20 protein-coding genes and 2 pseudogenes are annotated in these 23,802 nt (G+C 70.6%); 18 read left to right on the forward strand and 4 right to left on the reverse strand.

Features of this window, described 5'->3' with window-relative positions:
• Positions 1-77: 77 nt before the first annotated feature.
• The 10 genes from ftsZ to ACWPOB_RS05705 all read left to right on the forward strand — a co-directional run bounded on the left by ftsZ (position 78) and on the right by ACWPOB_RS05705 (position 10,664).
• Positions 78-1,274: a cell division protein FtsZ gene (gene ftsZ, locus ACWPOB_RS05660; protein ID WP_455400175.1), complete on the forward strand. Its 1,197-nt coding sequence runs from the start codon at positions 78-80 to the stop codon at positions 1,272-1,274.
• Positions 1,271-2,026 carry a peptidoglycan editing factor PgeF gene (gene pgeF, locus ACWPOB_RS05665; RefSeq protein WP_455400176.1) on the forward strand — a complete coding sequence of 252 codons (756 nt, stop codon included), beginning with the start codon at positions 1,271-1,273 and terminating at the stop codon, positions 2,024-2,026. The genes ftsZ and pgeF overlap by 4 nt, the downstream gene beginning before the upstream one ends.
• A complete protein-coding gene (locus ACWPOB_RS05670) occupies positions 2,023-2,760 on the forward strand; it encodes a YggS family pyridoxal phosphate-dependent enzyme (RefSeq protein ID WP_455400177.1) in 738 nt (245 codons plus the stop codon). Before pgeF ends, ACWPOB_RS05670 begins: the two co-directional genes overlap by 4 nt.
• A 31-nt stretch (positions 2,761-2,791) precedes the next feature.
• Positions 2,792-3,460, forward strand: a complete 669-nt coding sequence (locus ACWPOB_RS05675) for a cell division protein SepF (RefSeq protein ID WP_006933414.1) — start codon at positions 2,792-2,794, stop codon at positions 3,458-3,460.
• 114 nt (positions 3,461-3,574) lie between these two features.
• Positions 3,575-3,865 carry a YggT family protein gene (locus tag ACWPOB_RS05680; RefSeq protein WP_003938221.1) on the forward strand — a complete coding sequence of 97 codons (291 nt, stop codon included), beginning with the start codon at positions 3,575-3,577 and terminating at the stop codon, positions 3,863-3,865.
• 148 nt (positions 3,866-4,013) lie between these two features.
• Complete coding sequence (gene wag31 / locus ACWPOB_RS05685; protein ID WP_455400178.1) at positions 4,014-4,871, forward strand: DivIVA-like cell division protein Wag31; 858 nt, start codon at positions 4,014-4,016, stop codon at positions 4,869-4,871.
• A 43-nt stretch (positions 4,872-4,914) separates the two neighbouring features.
• Positions 4,915-5,136, forward strand: a complete 222-nt coding sequence (locus tag ACWPOB_RS05690; RefSeq protein ID WP_100058382.1) for a hypothetical protein — start codon at positions 4,915-4,917, stop codon at positions 5,134-5,136.
• Between the two features lie 289 nt (positions 5,137-5,425).
• On the forward strand, positions 5,426-8,587 hold the full coding sequence (gene ileS, locus ACWPOB_RS05695) for an isoleucine--tRNA ligase (protein ID WP_455400179.1): 3,162 nt from the start codon (positions 5,426-5,428) through the stop codon (positions 8,585-8,587).
• A 126-nt stretch (positions 8,588-8,713) separates the two neighbouring features.
• Positions 8,714-10,021, forward strand: a complete 1,308-nt coding sequence (locus tag ACWPOB_RS05700) for a DNA polymerase IV (protein WP_455400205.1) — start codon at positions 8,714-8,716, stop codon at positions 10,019-10,021.
• A gap of 145 nt (positions 10,022-10,166) precedes the next feature.
• Entirely contained in the window at positions 10,167-10,664 is a 498-nt protein-coding gene (locus tag ACWPOB_RS05705) for a hypothetical protein (RefSeq protein WP_029544171.1), read from the forward strand.
• Positions 10,665-10,735: 71 nt separating this feature from the next.
• Here ACWPOB_RS05705 and ACWPOB_RS05710 read toward each other — a convergent pair whose 3' ends face one another.
• Entirely contained in the window at positions 10,736-11,680 is a 945-nt protein-coding gene (locus ACWPOB_RS05710; protein ID WP_455400180.1) for a hypothetical protein, read from the reverse strand.
• Between the two features lie 66 nt (positions 11,681-11,746).
• Here ACWPOB_RS05710 and lspA point away from each other — a divergent pair, with 66 nt between their 5' ends.
• The 7 genes from lspA to dnaE all read left to right on the forward strand — a co-directional run bounded on the left by lspA (position 11,747) and on the right by dnaE (position 21,000).
• Positions 11,747-12,364 (forward strand): signal peptidase II, encoded by a 618-nt coding sequence (lspA, locus tag ACWPOB_RS05715; protein ID WP_455400181.1) that lies wholly within the window; start codon positions 11,747-11,749, stop codon positions 12,362-12,364.
• A gap of 14 nt (positions 12,365-12,378) precedes the next feature.
• A complete protein-coding gene (locus tag ACWPOB_RS05720; protein WP_174824791.1) occupies positions 12,379-13,287 on the forward strand; it encodes an RluA family pseudouridine synthase in 909 nt (302 codons plus the stop codon).
• Positions 13,288-13,298: 11 nt separating this feature from the next.
• Positions 13,299-13,928, forward strand: a complete 630-nt coding sequence (locus ACWPOB_RS05725) for a hypothetical protein (RefSeq protein ID WP_455400182.1) — start codon at positions 13,299-13,301, stop codon at positions 13,926-13,928.
• 57 nt (positions 13,929-13,985) lie between these two features.
• Positions 13,986-15,758, forward strand: a complete 1,773-nt coding sequence (locus ACWPOB_RS05730) for a DUF2207 domain-containing protein (protein WP_455400183.1) — start codon at positions 13,986-13,988, stop codon at positions 15,756-15,758.
• Between the two features lie 70 nt (positions 15,759-15,828).
• Complete coding sequence (locus ACWPOB_RS05735; protein WP_100056243.1) at positions 15,829-16,392, forward strand: LemA family protein; 564 nt, start codon at positions 15,829-15,831, stop codon at positions 16,390-16,392.
• Positions 16,393-16,438: 46 nt separating this feature from the next.
• Positions 16,439-17,362 carry an EamA family transporter RarD gene (gene rarD, locus ACWPOB_RS05740; protein ID WP_100056244.1) on the forward strand — a complete coding sequence of 308 codons (924 nt, stop codon included), beginning with the start codon at positions 16,439-16,441 and terminating at the stop codon, positions 17,360-17,362.
• Between the two features lie 101 nt (positions 17,363-17,463).
• Complete coding sequence (gene dnaE / locus ACWPOB_RS05745; RefSeq protein ID WP_455400184.1) at positions 17,464-21,000, forward strand: DNA polymerase III subunit alpha; 3,537 nt, start codon at positions 17,464-17,466, stop codon at positions 20,998-21,000.
• A 37-nt stretch (positions 21,001-21,037) separates the two neighbouring features.
• Here the strand turns inward: dnaE and ACWPOB_RS05750 are convergent, their stop codons facing one another.
• Complete coding sequence (locus tag ACWPOB_RS05750; RefSeq protein ID WP_100056253.1) at positions 21,038-21,265, reverse strand: hypothetical protein; 228 nt, start codon at positions 21,263-21,265, stop codon at positions 21,038-21,040.
• A gap of 401 nt (positions 21,266-21,666) precedes the next feature.
• Here ACWPOB_RS05750 and ACWPOB_RS05755 point away from each other — a divergent pair.
• Positions 21,667-21,849: pseudogene (locus ACWPOB_RS05755) on the forward strand (helix-turn-helix domain-containing protein); the annotation flags it as partial.
• Positions 21,850-22,120: 271 nt separating this feature from the next.
• On the opposite strand, the pseudogene ACWPOB_RS05760 reads toward ACWPOB_RS05755, so the two are convergent.
• Together ACWPOB_RS05760 and ACWPOB_RS05765 are read right to left on the reverse strand one after the other, a co-directional pair.
• A pseudogene (locus tag ACWPOB_RS05760) lies at positions 22,121-22,301 on the reverse strand (IS110 family transposase); the annotation flags it as partial.
• A gap of 1,015 nt (positions 22,302-23,316) precedes the next feature.
• Positions 23,317-23,601 (reverse strand): chorismate mutase, encoded by a 285-nt coding sequence (locus ACWPOB_RS05765; RefSeq protein ID WP_100056247.1) that lies wholly within the window; start codon positions 23,599-23,601, stop codon positions 23,317-23,319.
• Positions 23,602-23,802: the final 201 nt, after the last annotated feature.

Below are 23,802 nucleotides of genomic sequence, written 5' to 3' on the forward strand. Positions count from 1 at the left end.
CCTGTGGTTGAGGGTTTGTCCGTACCTCACCCGATGATGATCGAAGCGTGACCGATTTCTCAGGAAGGCGAGAGCCCATGACGCCCCCGCACAACTACCTCGCCGTAATCAAGGTCGTCGGTATCGGCGGTGGCGGCGTGAACGCGGTCAACCGCATGATCGAACAGGGACTCAAGGGAGTCGAGTTCATCGCGGTGAACACCGACGCACAGGCCCTGCTCATGTCCGACGCCGACGTCAAGCTCGACGTCGGCCGTGAACTCACCCGGGGGCTCGGCGCCGGCGCGGATCCCGAGGTCGGCCGCAAGGCCGCCGAGGACCACAAGGACGAGATCGAAGAGGTGCTCAAGGGCGCCGACATGGTCTTCGTCACCGCCGGTGAGGGCGGCGGGACCGGCACCGGCGGCGCGCCCGTGGTCGCGAGCATCGCCCGCAAGCTCGGTGCGCTGACCGTCGGCGTCGTCACACGGCCGTTCTCGTTCGAGGGCAAGCGCCGCGGCGGCCAGGCCGACACGGGCATCCAGACCCTGCGCGAGTCCTGCGACACCCTCATCGTCATCCCCAACGACCGGCTGCTGCAGCTCGGCGACGCCGCCGTCAGCCTCATGGACGCGTTCCGCTCCGCCGACGAGGTGCTGCTCAACGGTGTGCAGGGCATCACCGACCTCATCACCACCCCCGGCCTGATCAACGTCGACTTCGCCGACGTCAAGGGCGTGATGTCCGGCGCCGGCAGCGCGCTGATGGGCATCGGTTCCTCCCGCGGTGAGGGCAGGGCCATCAAGGCCGCCGAGGCGGCGATCAACTCGCCGCTGCTCGAGGCGTCGATGGAAGGCGCGCGCGGCGTGCTGCTGTCCATCGCCGGCGGCTCCGACCTCGGCCTGTTCGAGATCAACGAGGCGGCTTCGCTGGTGCAGGAGGCCGCCCACATCGACGCGAACATCATCTTCGGCACCGTCATCGACGATTCCCTGGGCGACGAGGTGCGCGTCACCGTCATCGCGGCCGGGTTCGACGGCGGCACCCCGGCGCGGCGTCCCGTCGAATCGGCCCCGCCGACCACCGCAACGCGCGGCGGCAGCATCGGCGCGGGACGTGCCGGCGACGTCGGCCGCCCGGAGCGGGAGCGGGCCGAGGAGATGCCGGCGCGCGAGCAGCAGCCCGTCGCGGGCAGTTCGCTGCCGCCGATCGGGTCTGCGCAGCCGGCCCGGCCGGTGGAGGTCGACGAGGACGGCGACGACGACGTCGACGTGCCGATCTTCATGCGCCGGTGACGGTGGCACAGTCGGTTCTCCGGGCGCGGCGGGTCGTCACCACCCGCGCCGGCGGCGTCTCCGCCCCGCCCTACGACTCGTTCAATCTCGGTGACCACGTCGGTGACGACCCGGTGGCGGTCGAGGCGAACCGGCGCCGCCTCGCCGCGGCGATCGGGCAGCCCTACGAGCGGCTGGTGTGGATGGAGCAGATCCACGGCCGCAACGTCACCGTCGTGGACGGCCCGGTCGACGGCCCGGTGCCCGCGACCGACGCCCTGGTCACGCGCGAGCCCGGCCTCGCGCTCGTCACGCTGAGCGCGGACTGTGTGCCGGTGCTGCTGTCGGACGAGGAAGCGGGCGTGATCGCCGCGGTGCACGCGGGCCGGATCGGCGCCCGCGTGGGCATCGTTCCCCGCGTCCTGGACACGATGGTCGAGCTCGGTGCGCACCGTGAGCACATCGGCGCGTTCCTCGGGCCCGCCGCGAGCGGACGCCGGTACGAGGTGCCCGCCGCGATGCAGGCCGACGTGGAGGCGCACCTGCCCGGCAGCGCCACCCGCACCGTGCGGGGCACGCCCGGGCTGGACCTGCGCGCGGGGCTGCGACGGCAACTGCTCGCGCACGGCGTCGTGGCGGTCGCGGAGGATCCCCGGTGCACCATCGAGGATCCGACGTTGTTCAGTCATCGCCGTCAGGCGCCGACCGGGCGGTTGGCGGCGGTGATCTGGCTCGAGGCCGTATCGGCCACCGGTGCCGGAGGTGGCCGGTGAGCGCACCGGATCCCGGCGCACGGCGCGCCGAGATCGCGGACGGGCTGCAGCGGGCACGCGAGCGGCTCGACGCCGCGGCCCGGGCCGCCGGCCGCGACCCGGCGGAGATCGCACTGCTGCCGGTGACGAAGTTCTTCCCGGTCTCCGACGTGGAGATCCTCTACGGGCTCGGGTGCCGGGCCTTCGGCGAATCCCGCGAACAGGAGGCTGCCGCGAAGGTTTCCGAATTCCGTTCGCGTACAACCGATCCCGCTGTCGCATGGCACATGATCGGCCGGCTGCAGCGCAACAAGGCGCGTGCCGTCGCCCGCTGGGCCCACACCGTGCACTCGGTCGACAGCGTCCGGTTGGCGCACGCACTGGACGCCGGTGCGCAGGCCGCGCAGGACTCCGGCGACCGCGAGACGCCCGTACGGGTGCTGCTGCAGGTCAGCCTCGACGACGATCCGCAGCGGGGCGGGGTGAGCGCCGTGGACCTGCCCGCACTCGCGGACGAGGTCGCCGGGGCCGGCGGACTCGAGTTGCGGGGCCTGATGGCGGTGCCGCCGCTGGGGTGGGACCCGGACGCCGCATTCGAACGGCTCGCCGGGCTCCACAGCGGGCTGCGCTCCGATCATCCCGAGGCCACCGAACTGTCGGCCGGGATGTCCGGCGACCTCGAGGCGGCGGTGCGATGGGGTTCGACATGCGTGCGTGTCGGAACCGCGGTGTTGGGCTCGCGGCCGTTAGCCTGAGTGTCGACCGCCGCGCGAGGAAGGTTGATCCATGAGCTCACTCCACAAGTTCAAGGCGTACTTCGGGATGGTGCCGCTCGAGGAATACGAGGACGACTACCTCGACGACCCCGCGAGCGCCCGCCGTGAGCGCGACCGGGAGTACGACGAGCCGCCGTACGCCGGCGGTGGTTACGGCCCGTCGCACCGCGACGAGTACAAGGCGGCCCGCCGGGAGGACGCCGGCCGCGACTTCGAACCGGACGGCTTCGATCGCTACGAGCCCCCCGTACGGGCGGCCCGCGTGGAGCCGATCACGGCCCGCGCGCCGCGCCCGACCCCGCCGCCGGCCCGCGCCGCCGCGCGGTCGTCGCTCGGTTCCGAGGGCCGGCTCGAACGGTCCGAGGCCCGTCGCGGCGCACTGTTCGACGAGGGAGGCCCGTTGTCGAAGATCACCACGCTGCGTCCCCGGGACTACGGCGAGGCCCGCACCATCGGCGAGCGGTTCCGCGACGGCACCCCGGTGATCATGGACCTGGTGGAGATGAGCAACGCCGACGCCAAACGGCTCGTCGACTTCGCCGCCGGGCTGGCCTTCGCGCTGCGCGGCTCGTTCGACAAGGTCGCCACCAAGGTGTTCCTGCTCTCCCCGGCGGACATCGACGTCTCCGCCGAGGAGCGCCGCCGGATCGCGGAGACGGGGTTCTACAACCAGCAGTGACCTGAACCCGCAGCGGCGGTTCCGGCACGGTCGACGCCCGGTGCCCGGTGTACAACACCGGACGCCGGGCGTTTCGGTTTGGCTCGATCCGCCGTCGTCGGGCAGAGTGGGCGGGTGGCCGTATTCGAGGTGCTCTGGTTCCTGCTGTTCATTTTCTGGCTGCTGCTGATCGGCCGGATCATTGTCGAGTTCATCCGGACGTTCGCGCGGGACTGGAAGCCGACGGGATTCGTCGTCGTCGTTCTCGAAGCAATCTTCACGGTCACCGATCCGCCGGTGAAACTACTGCGCCGGCTCATTCCTCCGCTGAATCTCGGGGGAGTGCGACTGGATCTGTCCATCATGGTGCTGCTGTTCATCGTCTACTTCCTGATGGCGTTCATTCCCCGAGGTGGGACGCTCTGACAGCCGACACCTGCTCGGACGATCCGCGCGAAAGCCGCCCTGTGCCAGAATGGGGTGCCAGTTACAGTGAGTTTGATACGCGTGACGCACTGTGGATATAACTGAATGCTTGCTTGACCGCTCACACGACGCGTGAAGGGATCCTTCCATGCCGCTGACCCCAGCTGATGTGCACAATGTCGCGTTCAGCAAGCCGCCGATCGGAAAGCGTGGCTACAACGAGGACGAGGTCGACGCGTTCCTGGATCTCGTCGAGCAGGAACTGACCCACCTGATCGAGGAGAACGCCGACCTGCGGCAGCGGGTGGCCGAGCTCGATCAGGAACTCGCCGAGGCCAAGAAGGGTGCCCGTCCCGGCGCGGCGGCGGCACCGGCCCAGCCGGCCAAACCGGAACCCGCTCGCGTCGTCGAGGCGCCGAAGCCGCCGGAACCCGCTCCGGCGCCGGCTCCCGCGCCGGCCCCCGCACCGGTTGCGGCCGCACCGGCCTCCGGAGACGCGAGCATGCAGGCCGCCAAGGTTCTGGGCCTGGCCCAGGAGATGGCGGACCGTCTCACCGGCGACGCCAAGGCCGAGGCCGAGGAGCTGCTGCGCAACGCCCGCACCAATTCCGAGCAGCTCATCTCCGATGCGCGCACCCGCAGCGAGGCGATGATCGCCGACGCGCGGCAGAAGTCCGAGGCGATGCTCGCCGACGCCCGCACCCGCTCCGAGACGCAGCTGCGCCAGGCCAAGGAGAAGGCCGACGCGCTGCAGGCGGACGCCGAGAAGAAGCACACCGAAATCATGGCGACGATCAACCAGCAGCGTTCGGTGCTCGAGGGCCGCATCGAGCAGCTCAAGACCTTCGAGCGCGAGTACCGGGTGCGCCTGAAGTCCTACCTCGAATCTCAGCTCGAGGAACTCGAACAGCGCGGTTCCGCCGTGCCGGTCGACGGTGGCCAGGAGGCGTTCAACCAGTCGAACTCCTCGTTCGGTTCCACGTCCTTCGCCAAGGGCAACAGCTGATCGAGGCGGCGGTCCGATGGCCGGGTTCCGATGAGGGTGCGCCGTGCTGGTGGTGACTCTCGTCCTTGCAGCCGTCGGCTTCGGCATGCTCGTCGTGGCCCTCATGACGGGGTCCGTGCTGTGGGCCTGGGGTTGCATCGTCGTGTGTGTGGTGGGCGCGGTCCTGTTGCTGGTCAGCGCATTGAGTGGCAAGCGGACCGCGCCCCCGACGACGACGGGATCCGAGCCGAGACGGCGCCGCGAGGGACGCGATGCAAGCGAGTGAGCGCGGCGGCATAGAATAGTTCGAGGAGAGTCTGCAGTGCTTTCCCCCGGCAGCCGCCGGGGACGGCGTCGATCCGGCCATCACCGGGGAGCCTTCGGAAGAACGGCCGTGCCGACCGGCACGACTCAGTAGAACCGAACGGGTGGGCCCGTCACAGCCCGAACGAGAGGCCCGTCCGGCCGGCAGAGCCCGGGGGGACGGTGCAAGCGGGGTGGTACCGCGGTTGCCGGCGCACAGGGCGCGGCGATCGTCCCCGTGCCGGACACGTCTAGGCACGAGGAGTCACGCTGTGACGAAGAGCACCCCCGACCGCCCGCAGGCCCCCGACGCACCGACCGGCGGATACCCGCGCGTCGACTACGGGGTCGCCAAGGACTCGGGCGTCGACTTCCCCGAGCTCGAGGTGAAGGTCCTCGACGGGTGGGCGAAGGACGACACCTTCCGCGCCTCGGTCGCCAATCGCGACGGCGCCGACGAGTTCGTCTTCTACGACGGCCCGCCCTTCGCGAACGGCCTGCCCCACTACGGGCACCTGCTCACCGGCTACGTCAAGGACCTCATCCCGCGCTTCCAGACGATGCGTGGCAAGAAGGTCGAGCGGCGCTTCGGCTGGGACTGTCACGGCCTGCCCGCCGAGCTCGAGGCGGAGAAGCAGCTCGGGATCAAGGACAAGTCCGAGATCGACACGATGGGGCTGGCCGAGTTCAACGCCTACTGCAAGACGTCGGTGCTGCGGTACACCGGGGAATGGCGCGACTACGTCACCCGGCAGGCCCGCTGGGTGGACTTCGACAACGACTACAAGACCCTGGACCTCGACTTCATGGAGTCGGTCATGTGGGCCTTCAAGCAGCTCTACGACAAGGGCCTGATCTACCAGGGCTTCCGGGTGCTGCCGTACTCGTGGTACGAGCAGACCCCGCTGTCGAACCAGGAGACCCGGCTCGACGACGCCTACAAGATGCGTCAGGACCCGGCCGTCACCGTCGACATGGTGGTGCGCGCACCGGACAGCGAACTCGACGGCGCCAACGCCCTGATCTGGACCACGACGCCGTGGACGCTGCCGTCCAACCTCGCGATCGCGGTGCACCCCGACATCACCTACGTCGCTGTCCGCGTGGGCGAGGGTGCCGACGCGAAGACGTACGTGCTCGCGGAGGACCGCCTCGGCCACTACGCCCGCGAGTTCGGCGACGAACCCGAGGTGCTGGGCCGGTACACCGGCGCGGACCTCGTCGGCCTGGCCTACGAGCCGCCGTTCGACTTCTTCGTGGGCCGGGAGAACGCCCACCGGGTCATCGCGGCCGACTACGTCACCACCGACTCCGGCACCGGAATCGTCCACCTGGCACCGGCCTTCGGTGAAGAGGACATGGAGTACTGCCAGCGCAACGGCATCGAGCTGGTGCAGCCGCTCGATCCGGGCGGAAAGTTCACCGCCCTCGTTCCGCCCTACGAGGGCCTGCAGGTCTTCGACGCCAACCCGGTGATCATCAAGGACCTCAAGGCCGCCGGAAAACTGTTGCGGCACGAGACGATCGAGCACTCCTACCCGCACTCGTGGCGGTCCGGCCGGCCGCTGATCTACATGGCGGTCCCGTCGTGGTTCGTCGCCGTGACCCGGTTCCGGGACCGCATGGTGGAGCTGAACCAGCAGATCACCTGGGTGCCCGAGCATATCCGCGACGGCCAGTTCGGCAAGTGGCTCGAGGGTGCCCGCGACTGGAACATCAGCCGGAACCGCTACTGGGGCAGCCCCATCCCCGTGTGGGTCTCGGACGATCCGGCCTACCCGCGCGTCGACGTGTACGGCTCCCTCGACGACCTCGAACGCGACTTCGGGGTGCGGCCGAGCGACCTGCACCGGCCGATGATCGACGAGCTGACCCGCCCCAACCCGGACGACCCGACCGGGAAGTCGACGATGCGCCGCGTCCCCGAGGTGCTCGACTGCTGGTTCGAGTCGGGGTCGATGCCGTTCGCCCAGGTGCACTATCCGTTCGAGAACACCGAATGGTTCGACTCGCACTATCCCGGCGACTTCATCGTCGAGTACAACGGGCAGACCCGCGGCTGGTTCTACACCCTGCACGTGCTCGCCACCGCGCTGTTCGACCGCCCCGCCTTCAAGACCGTCGCGGCCCACGGCATCGTGCTGGGCGACGACGGGCTGAAGATGAGCAAGTCCAAGGGCAACTACCCCGACGTCAACGAGGTGTTCGCCCGCGACGGCTCCGACGCCATGCGCTGGTTCCTGATGTCCTCGCCCATCCTGCGCGGCGGCAACCTCGTCGTCACCGAGCAGGGCATCCGCGAGGGCGTCCGGCAGGCGCTGCTGCCGCTGTGGAACGCGTGGAGCTTCCTGCAGCTGTACGCGTCCAAGCCCGGCACGTGGCGCACCGACTCGCCGCACGTGCTCGACCGGTACATCCTGGCCAAGCTCGCCGCCACCCGCGACGCCATCACCGACGCGCTCGAGGTGATCGACATCGCCGGAGCATGCGACGAGCTGCGTACCTTCAGCGACGCCCTCACCAACTGGTACGTGCGCCGCTCCCGCAGCCGGTTCTGGGACGAGGACGCCGACGCGATCGACACCCTGCACACCGTGCTCGAGGTCGTCAGCCGCCTCGCCGCCCCCATGCTGCCGCTGGTCACCGAGGTGATCTGGCGCGGCCTGACCGGCGGCCGCTCCGTGCATCTGGCGGACTGGCCGGCCGCCGGGGACCTGCCGGCCGACCCGGCCCTGGTCGAGTCGATGGACGAGGTCCGCTCGGTGTGCTCGACGGTGCTCTCGCTGCGCAAGGCCCAGAAGCTGCGCGTGCGGCTGCCGCTCCCGCAGGTCACCGTCGCCGCCCCCGAGGCGCACCGGCTGCAGCCGTTCGCCGAGCTCGTCCAGGACGAGGTCAACGTCAAGTCGGTCGAGCTGACCGAGGACGTCGATGCGCACGGCCGCTTCGAGCTGGTCGTCAACGCCCGGGCGGCGGGACCGCGCCTCGGCAAGGACGTGCAGACGGTGATCAGGGCCGTCAAGGCCGGGGACTGGTCCGAGGCGGGCGACGGCACCGTCACGGCCGCCGGTATCGCGCTGCTGCCGGAGGAGTACACCACCCGCCTGGTCGCGGCGGAGCCGGAGTCGACGGCCGCGCTGCCCGGCGGCGCCGGCCTGGTGGTGCTGGACTCCACGGTCACCGAGGAGCTCGAGGCCGAGGGCTGGGCGAAGGACCGGATCCGCGAGTTGCAGGACGCGCGCCGCAACCTGGGCCTGGATGTCTCGGACCGCATCTCCGTCGTGTTCGAGGTGCCGGCCGACCGCGCCGACTGGGCACTGCGGCACCGCGAGCTCATCGCCTCGGAGGTGCTGGCCACCAGCTTCGAACTCGCGCCCGCCGGGGACGGGGCGCTCGAGCTCGGTGAAGGAGTGCGCGCGGCGATCGTCAAGGCATGAGCGTCCCGGTGACCGGGGCGCGCGGCGCGGCCACGACGGCGGTGACGCCGGTGCGGGCGTGATGTCGGTGCCAGGGGCGAGGATGCCCGGGTGCCCGCCGTGGTGAATCCGAGCGGTCGGCGCTGGGTGCTGCACCTGGACCTGGACGCCTTCTTCGCCTCCGCCGAACAACTGACCCGGCCGACCCTCCGGGGTCGGCCGGTGCTCGTCGGCGGCCTCGGTGCGCGCGGCGTCGTCGCCGGGGCCAGCTACGAAGCCCGCGTCTTCGGGGCCCGGTCGGCGATGCCGATGAGCCGGGCCCGCCGGCTGGTCGGGCCCGCGGCGGTGGTGCTGCCGCCGCGCGGGGTGCTGTACCAGGCGCTCAGCCAGACCGTGTTCGACGTGCTGCGCGAGCGGATCCCCGTGCTCGAGACGCTGTCGCTCGACGAGGCGTTCGCCGAACCCGCCGAGCTCGCCGGCGCCGCCCACCACGACGTGGAAGGGTTCTGTGCGCGGCTGCGCGACGAGGTGCGGGCCCGAACCGGCCTCGTCGCGTCCATCGGCGCCGGCTCCGGCAAGCAGATCGCCAAGATCGCCTCCGGCCTCGCCAAGCCCGACGGAGCGCTCGTCGTGCGGCCCGAGGAGGAGCTGGCGCTGCTGCACGGCCTGCCGGTGCGCAAGCTGTGGGGGATCGGACCGGTGTCGGAGGAGCGCCTGCGGCGTCTGGGCATCGACACGATCGGTGACCTCGCGGCGCTGCCGGTCCCGGAGGCGGCCTCGATCCTGGGCGCCACGGTGGGCCCGGCGCTGCACCGGCTCGCCAACGGGCGCGACGATCGACCGGTCGTCGAACGCGCCGACGCCAAGCAGGTCAGCGCCGAGACGACGTTCCCGACGGACATCGTCACCCTCGCCGAGCTGCGACGTGCCGTCACCGGCAGCGCCGCCGCAGCGCATCGCCGGTTGCGGCGCGACGGCCGGGCCGCCCGGACCGTCGTGCTCAAGCTGCGCAAGTCCGACATGAGCATCCTCACCCGCTCGTCGACGCTGCCGTACGCCACCGAGGATGTGGCGACGCTCACGGCGGCGGCGCAGCGGCTGGCGCTCGATCCGCTCGAGATCGGCCCGATCCGCCTCGTCGGCGTCGGCCTCGCCGGCCTGTCCAGCATCCGGCAGGACTCGCTGTTCCCCGAGCTCGAGCAGCCCCCGGAGGACCCGGTGGAGTCGTCGCCGGAGGCCGGGCCGGAGCACGTCACGACGGTGGCGGGACAGCGGTGGCGTCCCGGCACGGACGTGCGGCATCCGGAGTTCGGACACGGCTGGGTGCAGGGCGCCGGGCACGGCGTGGTGACGATCCGCTTCGAGACGCGCTCGACCGGCCCGGGGCCGGCCCGCACCCTCGACGAGAACGATCCCGCCCTCTCCGAGGGCGATCCGCTCGCCGGCCTCGGGTGAGCGCGCGGGCCCCCGCCGCTCTCACGGTCTTCTTACTACCGCCGGGTACGCTTACGGGCGATCCGCTGTCCCGGTGGAGCATCCGCTGCTGGATGAACCGAGCACGGTATACCCGTGCACGATCGAGAACGAGAAGGACGAGAAGTTGAAGCTTCGCAAGATCACTGTCGCCACGGTGGCTCTGGCCGCCGCCCTCACGATGTCCGCCTGCAGCTCGGACGACGGAGGTAGCTCGACCTCGACCTCGGCGAAGACCACCACCAGCACCACGACCGCCGCCGCGCAGTACCCGCCGGTGCCGACCGTCGAGGACCTCAACGCCATGCTGGCCAAGGCGTTCGACGAGACCGTCCCGGCCGAGGAGAAGGTGAACCTCGTGCAGGGCGCCGAGCAGGATCCGGCCCTGATCGACCAGGTCGCCGCCGCGGCCAAGCAGGCCGGCGCGCAGATCACCGTCCTGGACGTCAACGACAACCAGAACGGCACGGTCACCGCCGGCATCGAGACCCTGCTGGCCGGTGCGCAGCAGCCCGCCGTCGGCACCGTCGACTTCGTCGCCGAGAACGGCGTGTGGAAGCTGTCGAAGAACAACGCTTGCGCCATCGTCGCGACGGCTCAGCTGCAGTCCCCGGCCTGCGCCTGACGTAGACCGACACGGCGGCCGGGGCGGAGATCCGCCCCGGCCGCCGCTGCGTCCGCCCGTCCGCCGTCCGCTCAGGACTGCCAGCGCACCCGGTCCACCAGGGTCTGCGCCAGACGGGTGGTGCCCGCGGGATCGCTGTACGCCTGCTCCCCGCCGACCGTGAGGTCCCCGGCGATCGGGAGCGGCCGGCCGAGGTCGATGGTCATCGTGCCTTCGCCGGTCATCTCGTACCGGTCGATGTTCAGCCGACCGGACCCGTTCGGCAGCGCCCAGGTGGCCTCGCGCGGGGTCTGGGTGATGCGCAGGTGCACGGTCAGCAGGTCGCCGTCCCGCTCGAGCAGGCTCGCGGTGGCGACCTGATCGAGCGCCATCCCGCTCATCACCTGTTGGTGGATCTCCCACACCCCACCCACGCCGATCTCCTCCTCGGGGAACGACACCATCCGGTACACGGCCTGGTAGAAGGCCTGCTCGATGGCCGATCGGGCGATGTCCGCGGAGTCCGACGTGGGATCGAGTCGCAGCGCACTCACCGCGCCGGACGGGGACATCGTCAGTCCCGCCTCGGATCCCCGAGCGGGCCCGAGCGCCGCGGCGAGGGCCGCATCCGGCGACGTGGCGTCGTCGATCCGCAGGTCCACGAGGCTGCTCGGCGAGGTGTCCGACACGGCTTCGCTCACCCTCGCGGTGAGCGGCAATGTCAGTTCGGGAGTGGAGAAGTCCTGTTCCGGCTGATCGCCGATCGACTGGAAGACCTGCGAGGCGGTCGTCAGCGCCACCTGCTGGCTCGTGTCGACGGGTGGGGTGAGGCGGATCCGGCTGCGCGGCGCGGCCCCCGGATCCAGGACCACCGCGGTGACCGCGGCGACGGGCACCGTGACCTCCGTCGAGGTCGCCGTCGACGTGGGGGCGGCACCGTCGGCGGAGTTGCCGCACCCGGCGAGGAGGGTGGTCAGGGACAGGGCCACACCGAGGGAGCGGGCCCTCGGGCGGGCGAATCTGGGCAGCACAGGCACGCACCCCAGGGTAGCCACGGCGGGCGGGGTGGCCGTCGCGCTCCTCGGATGGGGGATGATGGCAGGGTGACCGACGACCCCACCGAGCACGATGCCCACCCCGACGCCGTCGCGGAACCCCCGGTTGCGTCGTCGTCGGCCGCAACCCCGGCGAAGGACGCGCCCGCGCCGGCCCGGCGGCTGCGCGAGCTGCTCGCCCTCGCCGCGGTGATCTTCGGGTTCGACCTGCTCACCAAGGTGCTGGCCGTCCACTACATCGATCCGGCCGATCCCGTCTCGATCGTCGGGGACACGGTGACGCTCACGTTGGTGCGCAACCCGGGCGCCGCCTTCTCGATGGCCACCGGCATGACGTGGCTGCTGACCCTGGTCGCGGTCGCCGTCGTGGTGGGCGTGATCAGGATCGGCCGCACGCTGCGGTCGGGCTGGTGGGCCCTGGGACTCGGGCTCGTCCTCGGGGGCGCGCTGGGTAATCTCGTCGACCGGATCTTCCGTTCCCCGGGTCCGCTGCAGGGACACGTCGTCGACTTCGTGTCGGTCGGCTGGTGGCCGGTATTCAACGTCGCCGATTCCGCCATCGTCTGCGGCGCGATCCTGCTCGTGGCGCTGACCGTCTTCGGCGTCGAACCGGACGGCTCGCGGAAGACCGGCTCCTCCGACAGCAGAAAGGAAGCACACAAGTGAGAGAAACCCGGGCGATGCCCGTCCCCGACGGGCTCGACGGGATGCGGGTCGACGCGGGCCTGGCACGGCTGCTCGGCCTGTCGCGCACGGCGATCGCCGCCCTGACCGAGGAGGGAGCCGTCCTGGTCGACGGTGCCGCCGCCGGCAAGTCCGATCGCCTGTCCGCCGGTTCCTGGCTCGAGGTGGAACTGCCCGAGCCGCCCCGGCCCCTCACCATCGAGGCGACGCCCGTGGAGGGCATGGAGATCCTCTATGCGGACGACGACATCGTCGCCGTCGACAAGCCCGTAGGCGTCGCGGCGCACGCGAGCGTCGGCTGGACCGGGCCGACCGTGATCGGCGGACTGGCGGCCGCCGGATTCCGCATCTCCACCTCCGGCGCCCACGAGCGGCAGGGCATCGTCCACCGCCTCGACGTCGGCACGTCCGGGGTCATGGTCGTCGCGACGTCCGAGCGCGCCTACACGGTGCTCAAGCGGGCCTTCAAGCAGCGCACCATCGACAAGCGCTACCACGCCCTCGTGCAGGGGCACCCCGATCCGAGCAGCGGCACGATCGACGCGCCGATCGGCCGGCATCGCAGCAGCGACTGGAAGTTCGCCGTCACCGCCGACGGCAAGCCCAGCATCACCCACTACGACACCATCGAGGCGTTCCAGGCCGCGAGCCTGCTCGACATCCACCTCGAGACCGGCCGCACCCATCAGATCCGCGTGCACTTCTCCGCGCTGCGGCACCCCTGCTGCGGTGACCTGACCTACGGTGCCGACCCGCGCCTGGCCGAGCGGCTCGGCCTCGAGCGTCAGTGGCTGCACGCCCGGTCGCTCGGTTTCGCGCATCCCGCCGACGGGCGCTGGATCGAGATCACCAGCAAGTACCCGGCCGACCTCGAGCACGCGCTCGCCGTGCTGCGCAGCGCCTGACCGTGCGGCGCGTGTCCCTGCCCTGGGCGGCGACGGCGGCCCTGCTGCTGGCGGTGCTCGCGGCCGGGCTGCTGGCGCCGGCCCGGACGGCGACCGTGCGCACCGACACCCTCGGCCCCGACCACGGCGAGGCGGTCGCCGGCTACCTCGCGCGCGCCCAGGCGAGCGTCGAGTCCGCCACCGGCGAACCGCGGTGGGGCCTGGTGTCGTACGCGACGCCGGTGCCGGTCGAGCAGGCGGCGGCGCTGCCGGGAGACCCCCGCATCGCGCAGGTGCTGTTCCGCGTCCCGATCGAGCGGGTGCAGACCCCGCTGGTCGCGGTCGCCGTGCCCGCCCATCGGGAGGCGCTGCTGCGTGCGCCCGCCGTCGCGGCGGGCCGGCTACGGCAGGCGGGCGGCACCGACCGGGCCGCGCGCGTCGCCGCGGTCTCGGCCGATCGCCTCGCGGACGGGTGCGCCTGCGTCGTCGGCGTCGTGGTGCGCGTCGCGCCGGCGGCGGCGTCCGAGCTCGCCGCGGCCCCCGGCGTCCGCGCCGTCGAACTGCTGCCCGCGGACGCGGTCGCCGGCGCGTTCTCGGTGAACCCGCTGCTGCCCGAGCACGTCGACGTCGTCGCTCCGGGACCGGACGACGGCGAGCCCTGAGGTCCGGTCGCGCAGTATCGGCGGGACAGACGCCTCGCCGGTGGGTACGGTGGCGCGGTGGCACGGGTTCTGGGGTACCTCCTGGTTGCGCTGCTCGCTGCGACCGGTCTGCTGTGGCCGCTGCTCGCCGGACTCGACACCGGCGACGCATCCGCCGCGTCGGATCCGGCGCGGATCACGAACTACACCGCCGACTACACCGTCGACGCCGACGGCGGGCTCACCGCCACCGAAACCGTCACGGTCGCCTTCCCGGCCGGCCGGCACGGCATCTTCCGGTACTGGGACGTCACCACGGGCGCCGGTCCGCACGTGCGCCACATCCCCGAGATCGTCTCTGTCGAACGGGACGGCGCGCCCGAGCCGTTCGAGACGAGCTGGCGGCAGGGACGCCGATTCGTCGTGGCGAAGATCGGGGATCCCGACGTGTACCTGGAGCCGGGCACCCACACCTATCGCATCGAGTACACGACCGAGGGGGTCCTCGACCCGCCGGGCGGCGCCGCCGCGACGTTCGACACGGCCGCAGGGACGGCCGCCCCGATCGGCTCGGTGTTCCACTGGAGCGTGGTTCCCGGCGGGTGGGAGATGGCCATCGACCGGGCCGACATCACGGTGCGCCTGCCCACGGCGTCCGGCCTGGTCGAGTGTGCGGCGTCGGGCGCGAACTGCACCCTCGGCGGGGCCGGTACCGACACCGTCTCCGTCGGCGTGACCGGGCTCGAACCCCGCACGGCGGTGAACGTGCGCATCGGACTCGGGCTCGACGCCCCGGCCCGGGCCACGGTGCCCTGGCCGGTCGCCTGGGATCCGATCCTCGGGCGCTCGGCGCCGATCGTGGCGGTGGTCGCGATGCTGAGCCTGCTCGGGTTCGCCGTTGCGGCCCGGTGGGCGTGGACAGCCCGCGAACCCGAGCCGGGCCTGCCGGTGCTGTACTCGCCGCCCGACGGCTTCGGGCCGGTGCAGACCGTCTACCTCGCCTCCGAGCGGCCCGGGCCCGCGCCGCTCGCGGCGACGCTGCTGTACGCCGCCGAGGAGGAACTGGTCGAGCTGCGCCCCGCCGGCAGCGGCAAGAAGTCCGACGTGTGGGAGGTCCGCGGCGTGGCCACCGACGAGCGGTGGGCGGCGACGGACCCGGTGACGCGGGCGGTCGGCGACGCGTTGCAGATCTCGTACCCGGGCGCGGTGCTGCGGGCCGACGGCTCGAAGTCGGCGGGGGAACGGTTGTCGAAGGCGACGACGGAGCTCGCGTCGCAGTGCCGGATCTGGGCCCGCAACGAGGGACTGGTGGCCCCGTCGACCCGCGAGCGTCTCGGCAAGGCGGCGGTGGTGCTGGCGCTGGTCCTCGCGGTGGTCGGGTTCGCCGTGCCGGTGTGGCCGAGCATGTGGGGCCTGCCGGCGGCGGCGTTCGTGTTCGGCGGATGGGAGCTGTTGCGGCCGGAGGCGGGGACGCGGCGCACCGCGAAGGGCCGCGAGATGTGGTCGCGTGCCGGTGGGTTCCGGCGCATGCTCGTGACCCCGTCGAGCGAGGACCGCTATCGGTTCTCGGCGGAACGCGATCTCTACACCCGCTACATTCCGCACGCGGTCGCGTTCGGCGTGGCCGACCGGTGGGCGGAGAAGTACCGCACGGTCACCGGGTCCGAGCCGCCGGCGCCGGCGTGGTACCCGTATCCGGTCGGAGTGCACGGATTCGCCTCGGGGGCCGGGGGATTCGACAGCTTCGAGTCGGCCCTGTCGTCGTCGATCGGCGCGTACACCGCGTCGCAGTCCTCGTCGTCGGGGGGCGGGGGCGGTGGTGGCGGCGGTGGTGGCGGCGGCTCGTGGTGACCGATCGCCGCGGTGAACGAGGCACCGGCGCGTCCGCACCGGTGCCGGGCTACGGAAGGAGGGCGGCTCCATGGTGACCGCAATCGTGATCGTCGTCGTGCTGGTGGTGGTGCTCGGTGCCGTGTTCGTGGTCGGTTTCAACCGGCTGCGCCGCGCCGACGTGCTGGCCCAGGAGGCCCTCGGCGGCATCGACGTGCAACTGAGCCGGCGCGCGGACCTGGTGCCGAACCTCGTGGCGACGGTGCGCGGCTACGCGGCGCACGAGAAGAGCGTGTTCGAGGAGGTCACCGCCGCCCGCACCGCCGCGTCGCGGGCGGCTTCCGGTGGCACGGTCGCGGAGAAGGCCCAGGCCGACGCCCGGCTCGAGAAGGCGGTGTTCGACGTGCTCGCCGTCGCCGAGAACTACCCGGACCTGAAGGCCTCGGCCAACTTCCTGGATCTGCAGCGCCAGCTCGGCGAGACCGAGGACCAGCTCGCCTTCGCCCGCCAGTACTACAACGACGCCGCGGGCCGGCTCAACACGTCGCTGAAGACGATCCCGTGGATGTTCTTCGCGGGACCGGCGGGCGTGCGCGAGCGCGAGTTCTACACCGCTCCGGCGGGCACGGAACTGCCGCCGACGGTGTCGTTCTGATCCACCCGGCGCGCGCGGTCGCGCCACCGGGCCCTACCGTTGAGCGGTGAGCAGCACCGCATCGCGTTTCGACGCCGGCATAGTGTGCGGGCTCGGCGCCTATCTGACGTGGGGACTCTTCCCGGCGTTCTTCGGGCTGCTCGAGCCCGCCGGACCCGTCGAGATCCTCGCCCACCGGGTGCTGTGGACGCTGCTGGCGATGCTGCTGCTGCTCGCCGTGCTCGGCCGGCTCGGCTCGCTGCGGGGACTGGGCGTGCGGGTGTGGGCCCTGGTCGCGGCGGCGTCGGTGGCCATCGCCGTCAACTGGGGTACGTACATCTACGGCGTCGTGTCGGGCCGGGTGGTCGAGACCGCGCTGGGCTACTTCATCAACCCGCTGGTCAGCGTGCTGTTCGGGGTGTTGTTCTTCCGGGAGCGGCTGCGCCGCGCCCAGGTCGCGGCCCTGTTCGTGGCGACCGCCGCGGTGGCGGTGATCACCGTGGACTACGGCCGGCCGCCGCTGATCGCGCTGACCCTGGCGTTCTCGTTCGCGCTGTACGGGGTGGTCAAGAAGATCGTGCCGCTCGATCCGCGGACGTCGCTGACGGGGGAGGGCATCGTCGCCGTGCCCTTCGCGGCGGGCTACCTGGTCTTCCTCGCCGTCACCGGCACCGGCACCTTCACCGGCCACGGGGCCGGGCACTCGCTGCTGCTCGTGTCGGCCGGGCTCGTCACGGCGCTGCCGCTGCTGCTGTTCGGGGCTGCCGCCCAGCGGGTGCCGCTGGTGACCCTCGGCATGCTGCAGTACCTGACCCCCGGCCTGCAGATGGCGTGGGGCGTGCTGGTGCTGCACGAGGACATGCCGGCCTCGCGGTGGATCGGATTCGGGCTGATCTGGACCGCGCTGGCGGTGTTCACCGTCGACGCCGTCCTGCGGGCCCGCACGGCACGCGGACGCCTCGCACCGGTCACCTCGAGTACACCGGAGTAACACCGGTCACGACTCGCCACCGGCGCCGGTGTGGCGGTCCGATCCCGTCGCCGGGGAGGCCTACACTCGTGATGCTCACAGACCTTCCGGGAGAGGCACGCGTGGCTGACTCGTTCGTTCATCTGCACAACCACACCGAGTACTCGATGCTCGACGGCGCCGCGAAGGTCGGTCCCCTGTTCAAGGAGGCCGAGCGGCTGGGGATGACGGCGGTCGGAATGACCGACCACGGGAACATGTACGGCGCCAGCGAGTTCTACAACGCCGCGACGAAGTTCGGGATCAAGCCGATCATCGGCATCGAGGCCTACATCGCCCCGGAGTCGCGGTTCAGCACCAAGCGCGTGCACTGGGGGGATCCGAGCCAGAAGTCCGACGACATCTCCGGTTCCGGCTCGTACACGCACATGACGATGGTGGCCGAGAACGCCACCGGACTGCGGAACCTGTTCAAGCTGTCCTCGCTCGCCTCCATCGAGGGCCAGCTCGGCAAGTGGGCCCGGATGGACGAGGACCTCATCGCCCACCACGCCGAGGGCATCATCGCGACCACCGGCTGCCCGTCGGGGGAGATCCAGACCCGGCTGCGTCTCGGCCACGACCGCGAGGCGCTCGAGGCGGCCGCGAAGTGGCAGGAGATCTGGGGCAAGGACAACTTTTTCCTCGAGCTGATGGATCACGGCCTGTCCATCGAGCGTCGCGTCCGGGAGGGCCTGCTCGAGATCGGCCGCACGCTCGGCATCCCGCCGCTAGCCACCAACGACTGCCACTACGTCACCAAGGATGCCGCCGAGAACCACGAGGCGCTGCTGTGCATCCAGACCGGCAAGACGCTTTCGGATCCGACCCGCTTCAAGTTCGACGGCGACGGCTACTACCTGAAGTCCGCCGCGGAGATGCGGGCGCTGTGGGACGGCGAGGTGCCCGGCGCGTGCGACAACACGCTGCTCATCGCCGAGCGGGTGCAGTCCTACGAGGAGGTGTGGACCCACCGCGACCGGATGCCGATCTTCCCCGTACCCGAGGGGCACACGCAGGCGACGTGGCTGCGCGAGGAGGTCATGCGCGGCCTCGACCGCCGCTTCCCGAACGGCGCGCCCGACGAATACCTGCGCCGCGCCGACTACGAGATCGACGTGATCTGCGAGATGGGTTTCCCGGCCTATTTCCTCGTGGTCGGCGACCTGATCAACCACGCCCGCGAGGTGGGTATCCGGGTCGGTCCGGGCCGAGGCTCGGCCGCCGGTTCGCTCGTCGCCTACGCCATGGGCATCACGAACATCGACCCGCTCCCGCACGGCCTGCTGTTCGAGCGGTTCCTCAACCCCGAGCGCGTGTCGATGCCCGATATCGACATCGACTTCGACGATCGCCGCCGCGGCGAGATGGTCCGGTACGCGACCGAGAAGTGGGGCAACGACAAGGTCGCCCAGGTGATCACGTTCGGCACCATCAAGACGAAGGCCGCGATCAAGGACTCGGCGCGCGTGCAGTTCGGCCAGCCGGGGTTCGCGATCGCCGACCAGATCACCAAGGCGCTGCCGCCGCCGATCATGGCGAAGGACATTCCGGTGTCGGGCATCACCGACCCGAACCACGAGCGGTACAAGGAGGCCGCCGAGGTCCGGGCCCTGATCGAATCCAACCCGGACGTGAAGAAGATCTACGACACCGCGCTCGGCCTCGAGGGCCTGATCCGCAACGCCGGCGTGCATGCCTGCGCGGTGATCATGTCCTCCGAGCCGCTGATGGACGCCATCCCGCTGTGGAAGCGGGCGCAGGACGGCGCGATCATCACCGGGTGGGACTACCCGTCGTGCGAGGCCATCGGCCTGCTGAAGATGGACTTCCTCGGTCTGCGGAACCTCACCGTCATCGGCGACGCGATCGAGAACATCAAGAACAACCGCGGCATCGACCTCGACCTGGACACGCTGCCACTCGAGGATCCGCCCACCTACGAGTTGCTGGCCCGGGGCGACACCCTGGGTGTGTTCCAGCTCGACGGCAGCGCCATGCGCGATCTGCTGCGCCGCATGCAGCCGACCGGGTTCGAGGACATCGTCGCCGTGCTCGCCCTGTACCGGCCCGGCCCGATGGGCATGAACGCCCACAACGACTACGCCGACCGCAAGAACGGCCGGCAAGAGGTCAAGCCCATCCACCCCGAGCTCGAGGAGCCGCTGAAGGACATCCTGGCCGACACCTACGGCCTGATCGTCTACCAGGAGCAGATCATGCAGATCGCTCAGAAGGTGGCCGGTTACTCGCTCGGACAGGCAGACCTGCTACGGCGAGCCATGGGCAAGAAGAAGAAGGAGATCCTCGAGGAGGCGTACGGCGGCTTCCAGAAGGGCATGCTCGACAACGGCTTCTCCCAGCCCGCAATCACCGCATTGTGGGACACGGTGCTTCCGTTCGCCGGATACGCGTTCAACAAGTCGCACGCCGCCGGGTACGGCCTCGTCTCGTTCTGGACGGCGTACCTCAAGGCCAACTACCCCGCCGAGTACATGGCGGGCCTGCTCACGTCCGTCGGCGACGACAAGGACAAGGCAGCGGTCTACCTGTCGGACTGCCGAAAGATGGGCATCACCGTGCTGCCGCCCGACGTCAACGAGTCGCGGGTCGACTTCGCGTCGGTGGGGGAGGACATCCGGTTCGGCCTCGGCGCGGTGCGCAACGTCGGTACCAACGTCGTGGCGTCCATCATCCGGGCGCGGGAGGAGAAGGGCCGGTTCACCGACTTCTCCGACTACCTCAACAAGATCGATGCGCTCGCGTGCTCGAAGAAGGTCACCGAGTCGCTGATCAAGGCCGGCGGGTTCGATTCGCTCGGCCATCCCCGCAAGGGCCTGATGCTGGTTCACGCCGACGCGATCGACGCGGTCATGGGCACCAAGAAGGCCGAGGCGATCGGGCAGTTCGACCTGTTCGGCGGCGCGGACGCCGACGAGTCGGTCACCTCGGTGTTCAACGTGAAGATCCCCGAGGAGGAATGGGACACCAAGCACAAGCTCGCCCTCGAACGGGAGATGCTGGGCCTGTACGTGTCCGGGCATCCGCTCAACGGCGTCGAGCACGTGCTCGCCCAGCAGTCGGACACCGCGATCCCGACCATCCTCGAGGGCGCGATCAAGGACGGCACCCAGGTCACCGTGGGCGGCATCCTCGCGTCGGTGAACCGCCGCATCAACAAGAACGGTCTGACCTGGGCGTCGGCGCAGCTCGAGGATCTCGCCGGCGGCATCGAGGTGCTCTTCTTCCCGCAGTCCTACTCGGTGTACGGCATGGACGTGGTCGAGGACTCGGTGGTGCTGGTCAAGGCGCGCGTGTCGATCCGCGACGACCGGATCTCGTTGATCGCCAATGATCTCGCCGTGCCCGACTTGTCGCAGGTCGGGGTGGCCAAGCCGTTGTCGGTGTCGATGCCGACCCGGCTGTGCACCCCCGACAAGGTCGGGGCGCTCAAGAGCGTGCTCACCCGCCACCCCGGCACCTCGGACGTGCACGTCCGGCTGATCTCCGGCAGCAAGGTCACCGTGCTCAAGGTGGACGACAGCCTGCGGGTGGAGCCGTCGTCGGCGCTGATGGGGGACCTCAAGGCTCTGCTCGGGCCGGCCTGCCTGGCGACCTGACCCGCCCACGGTGTGCTGCGGTCAGATGTCGCTGCGGTCAGGTGTCGCGGCGGTAGTGCAGCATGCGGGCCCACCAGACGACGGTGGCGGTCGCGGCGGCGGCGAGCACGGCGGTCTGCGCGTCCGCGGTGATCGCGAACAGCGCCAGCAGGACCAGGACGGCCGCGACGAGTGCCTCGAGCTTGTACAGCGGCCATGCGGTTCCGGCCACGTCGACGGACGCGGGCCGGCGGCGGGTGGGGGTGGGCGAATCCATCGTCGTCATCTCGACCTCCGTGCGCCTCGGGGAACCCGTCCGCCAGGCTACTCGCAGACTTGTTTTCGGTCCACCGAACATCGCCGATCGGTGCGGTGACGCCGGGCCCCGGCAGTCGGGGCGGGCGGATCCGGCCGGGCCGCTGCGGAACCACGGCCCGGCGGCGTTGACGGGCACATCGTCGTTGCGTTCGACGATCTGGACGCCAAGGGCCAGCACGTTTTTCGCCCACCGCACGAGCTGTCCCGCATAGCCGCCGTCGGCCCACACGAACTCGATCGTCGAGAACCGGTCCCGCAGCACGGCCAGCAGTCGGCGGGCGCCGTCCCGGTCCTGGATACCCGCGGCGGTGACCACCACCGCCAACAGCCCAGGCGCGGAGTGGAAGCGTTGCCGACGCGCTCACCGCACAGGAGTTGGAGGTGGCCCAGCTTGCTGCAAACGGTGGCACGAACCGTGAGATCGCCGCGCAGCTGTTCCTCAGTGTCAAGACGATCGAGATGCACCTGGGAAGGGTTTATCGCAAGGTTGGTGTCCGCTCCCGGACGCAGCTCGCCAACTCCTTCCGGGACAGCGTGAAGGACTGCGTGTGATCACCGCCGGGCGCTGTACACGATCCACCCCGCCCGTGGTCGTCGTCAAGGGCGCTTCGACGGCCTCCCCTGGCGACGCGGTTGCCGGGACAGCACCCGATTCCAGGCGGGGGGCGGCCCCGGCTCCGCGCTACCGGCTCCGGCCCTTCGACCTGCACGGACCTCGTCCTTCTCGAGACACCCCACTGGGTCAGCTCGTCAGCCACCTCGGGCAGGGGCGCCGCTCTCACCGTTCCTGCGGTACCGGGCTGGTAGGTCGCGAGGGCGCGGCAGCGACCTGGCCGAAGAACCGGGCCTCGTGCGCATCGAGGACATCGATGAGCACGAGCGGCGAGATCATCCGCTGCGCACATGGTTCACCGAGTGGCACCTGGGCCAGGCGCCCCACGGCCGCTGCCAGCAAACAGGTCCGTGACCGGGATCAGCACGCCGGCCTTGGCGGGCACGGCGTGGTCAACTTGGTGTGGAACCGCGGGGCCGGGCGGGGTCGACGCCGTTCGGCCGTGCCGGTGGGTCGGGTCGCTGCGGGCAAGTCGGTGACCTGGGTCCAGATGGCGAAACAGTACCGTCGACTGGTCGACACGGGACGATGATGAGGCCGGCCCGAGCAAGCGTTCCGGCACGCCAGCACCGTCGCGGCCCGCACTGTATGGGAGCCCGTGTACATCTACCTCGACCCGAGCACCCTCGACAGCAGCGGACTCGAGTTGATCCCGACCGCTCCACCTCCGCGGCGAAAGTCGACGGATCGGACATCCCTGGATCTCCGGTGTCGAGCAGCAACACCGGCCCGGCGGTGTGACCACGCGGTTGTCTGGTCGTAGGTGGTGTGGGTTTTGAGGCAGCCATGGAGGATGCCGACGAGCCGATTGCCGACCTGCCTCAGCGCGGAGTTGCGCCCGACGGCACGACTTGTGATTACCGCCAGTGTGCGCCCGGGACCGGGCCGGGAACCATCCCACGCGTGGGAAATATCGGGACCGTGGCCGCTGACGTCCACAACCAGACCCTCCGCGACCCTACGACCGACCCCGCGATAGTGCCCTCCAGCCGGCCATCAGCGAAGCTGACAGTGCTTGCGCGAACTATGGGATGGCGGTCACGATTGGGCCGACGTAGTAGTACGGTGCACCCGTGCCGATGCACTGGATGAACGCTCGGGTACCGGGTGTGTATCGGAAGAAGATCGGGTTCGGTCCGGTCTCGAATTTGTAGAAGTCCGGTACCACTTGTAGGTACGGCGGCTCGAGACTCCATCCCTCGCACTCCCACGTTTCCCCTGGTGCCAGGTCCATGCGGATGACCCCGCCGGGTTCGGGTGTGGCGACCGGCGGGGTCGCGGACGCAGTGCCGACTGCCAGCAGACCGAGCGCCGCTGCCGCTGCCACCGCCCCGGCACGTCGGATGTTTCTGAGTCGGATGTTTCTCATCGGAAGTCCTCCCTTTGTCGGGTTTGGGGTGGCAAGTTCAGCGGTGGTTGCGCGGATGCGCCAGCCGGATCAGCAGGCTGCCGAGCGAGTGGCCTTCCTTACCGAGCACTCCGAAGCGGTGGATCACCGCGAGGTCGCGCTTGTACGGGGTGCCGGTGACGCCGCAGGCCCGCTCGACCGCGGCAACTCTCCGAGAGAGTTCCGTGCGCCGGACGACCGCCGCGAGGATTTCCGCGTCGATGTGGTCGATCTCGTGGTGCAGCTCGTCGAACTCGATTGTGATCGATCGCTCGTCCGATTCGGGGAACGCACGTGGGTTCATCTCCAGCTCCTGGCAACTATCGCGTATCAGGTCCGTGGTTGTCGGCGGTTCACCGTGGAAGCGAGACCGACACTATGGATTCCACGAAATACCGACGTGTGCGAATCTCCACACCGAGGGAAAGGGTCACGGGTGGGGACGGGACGGATCGTGCAGTCGGCGGCCGGACCGGGCGATGGCGGGCACGTTGCCGGGCGAGCC

Source organism: Rhodococcus sp. 2H158 (assembly GCF_053764755.1).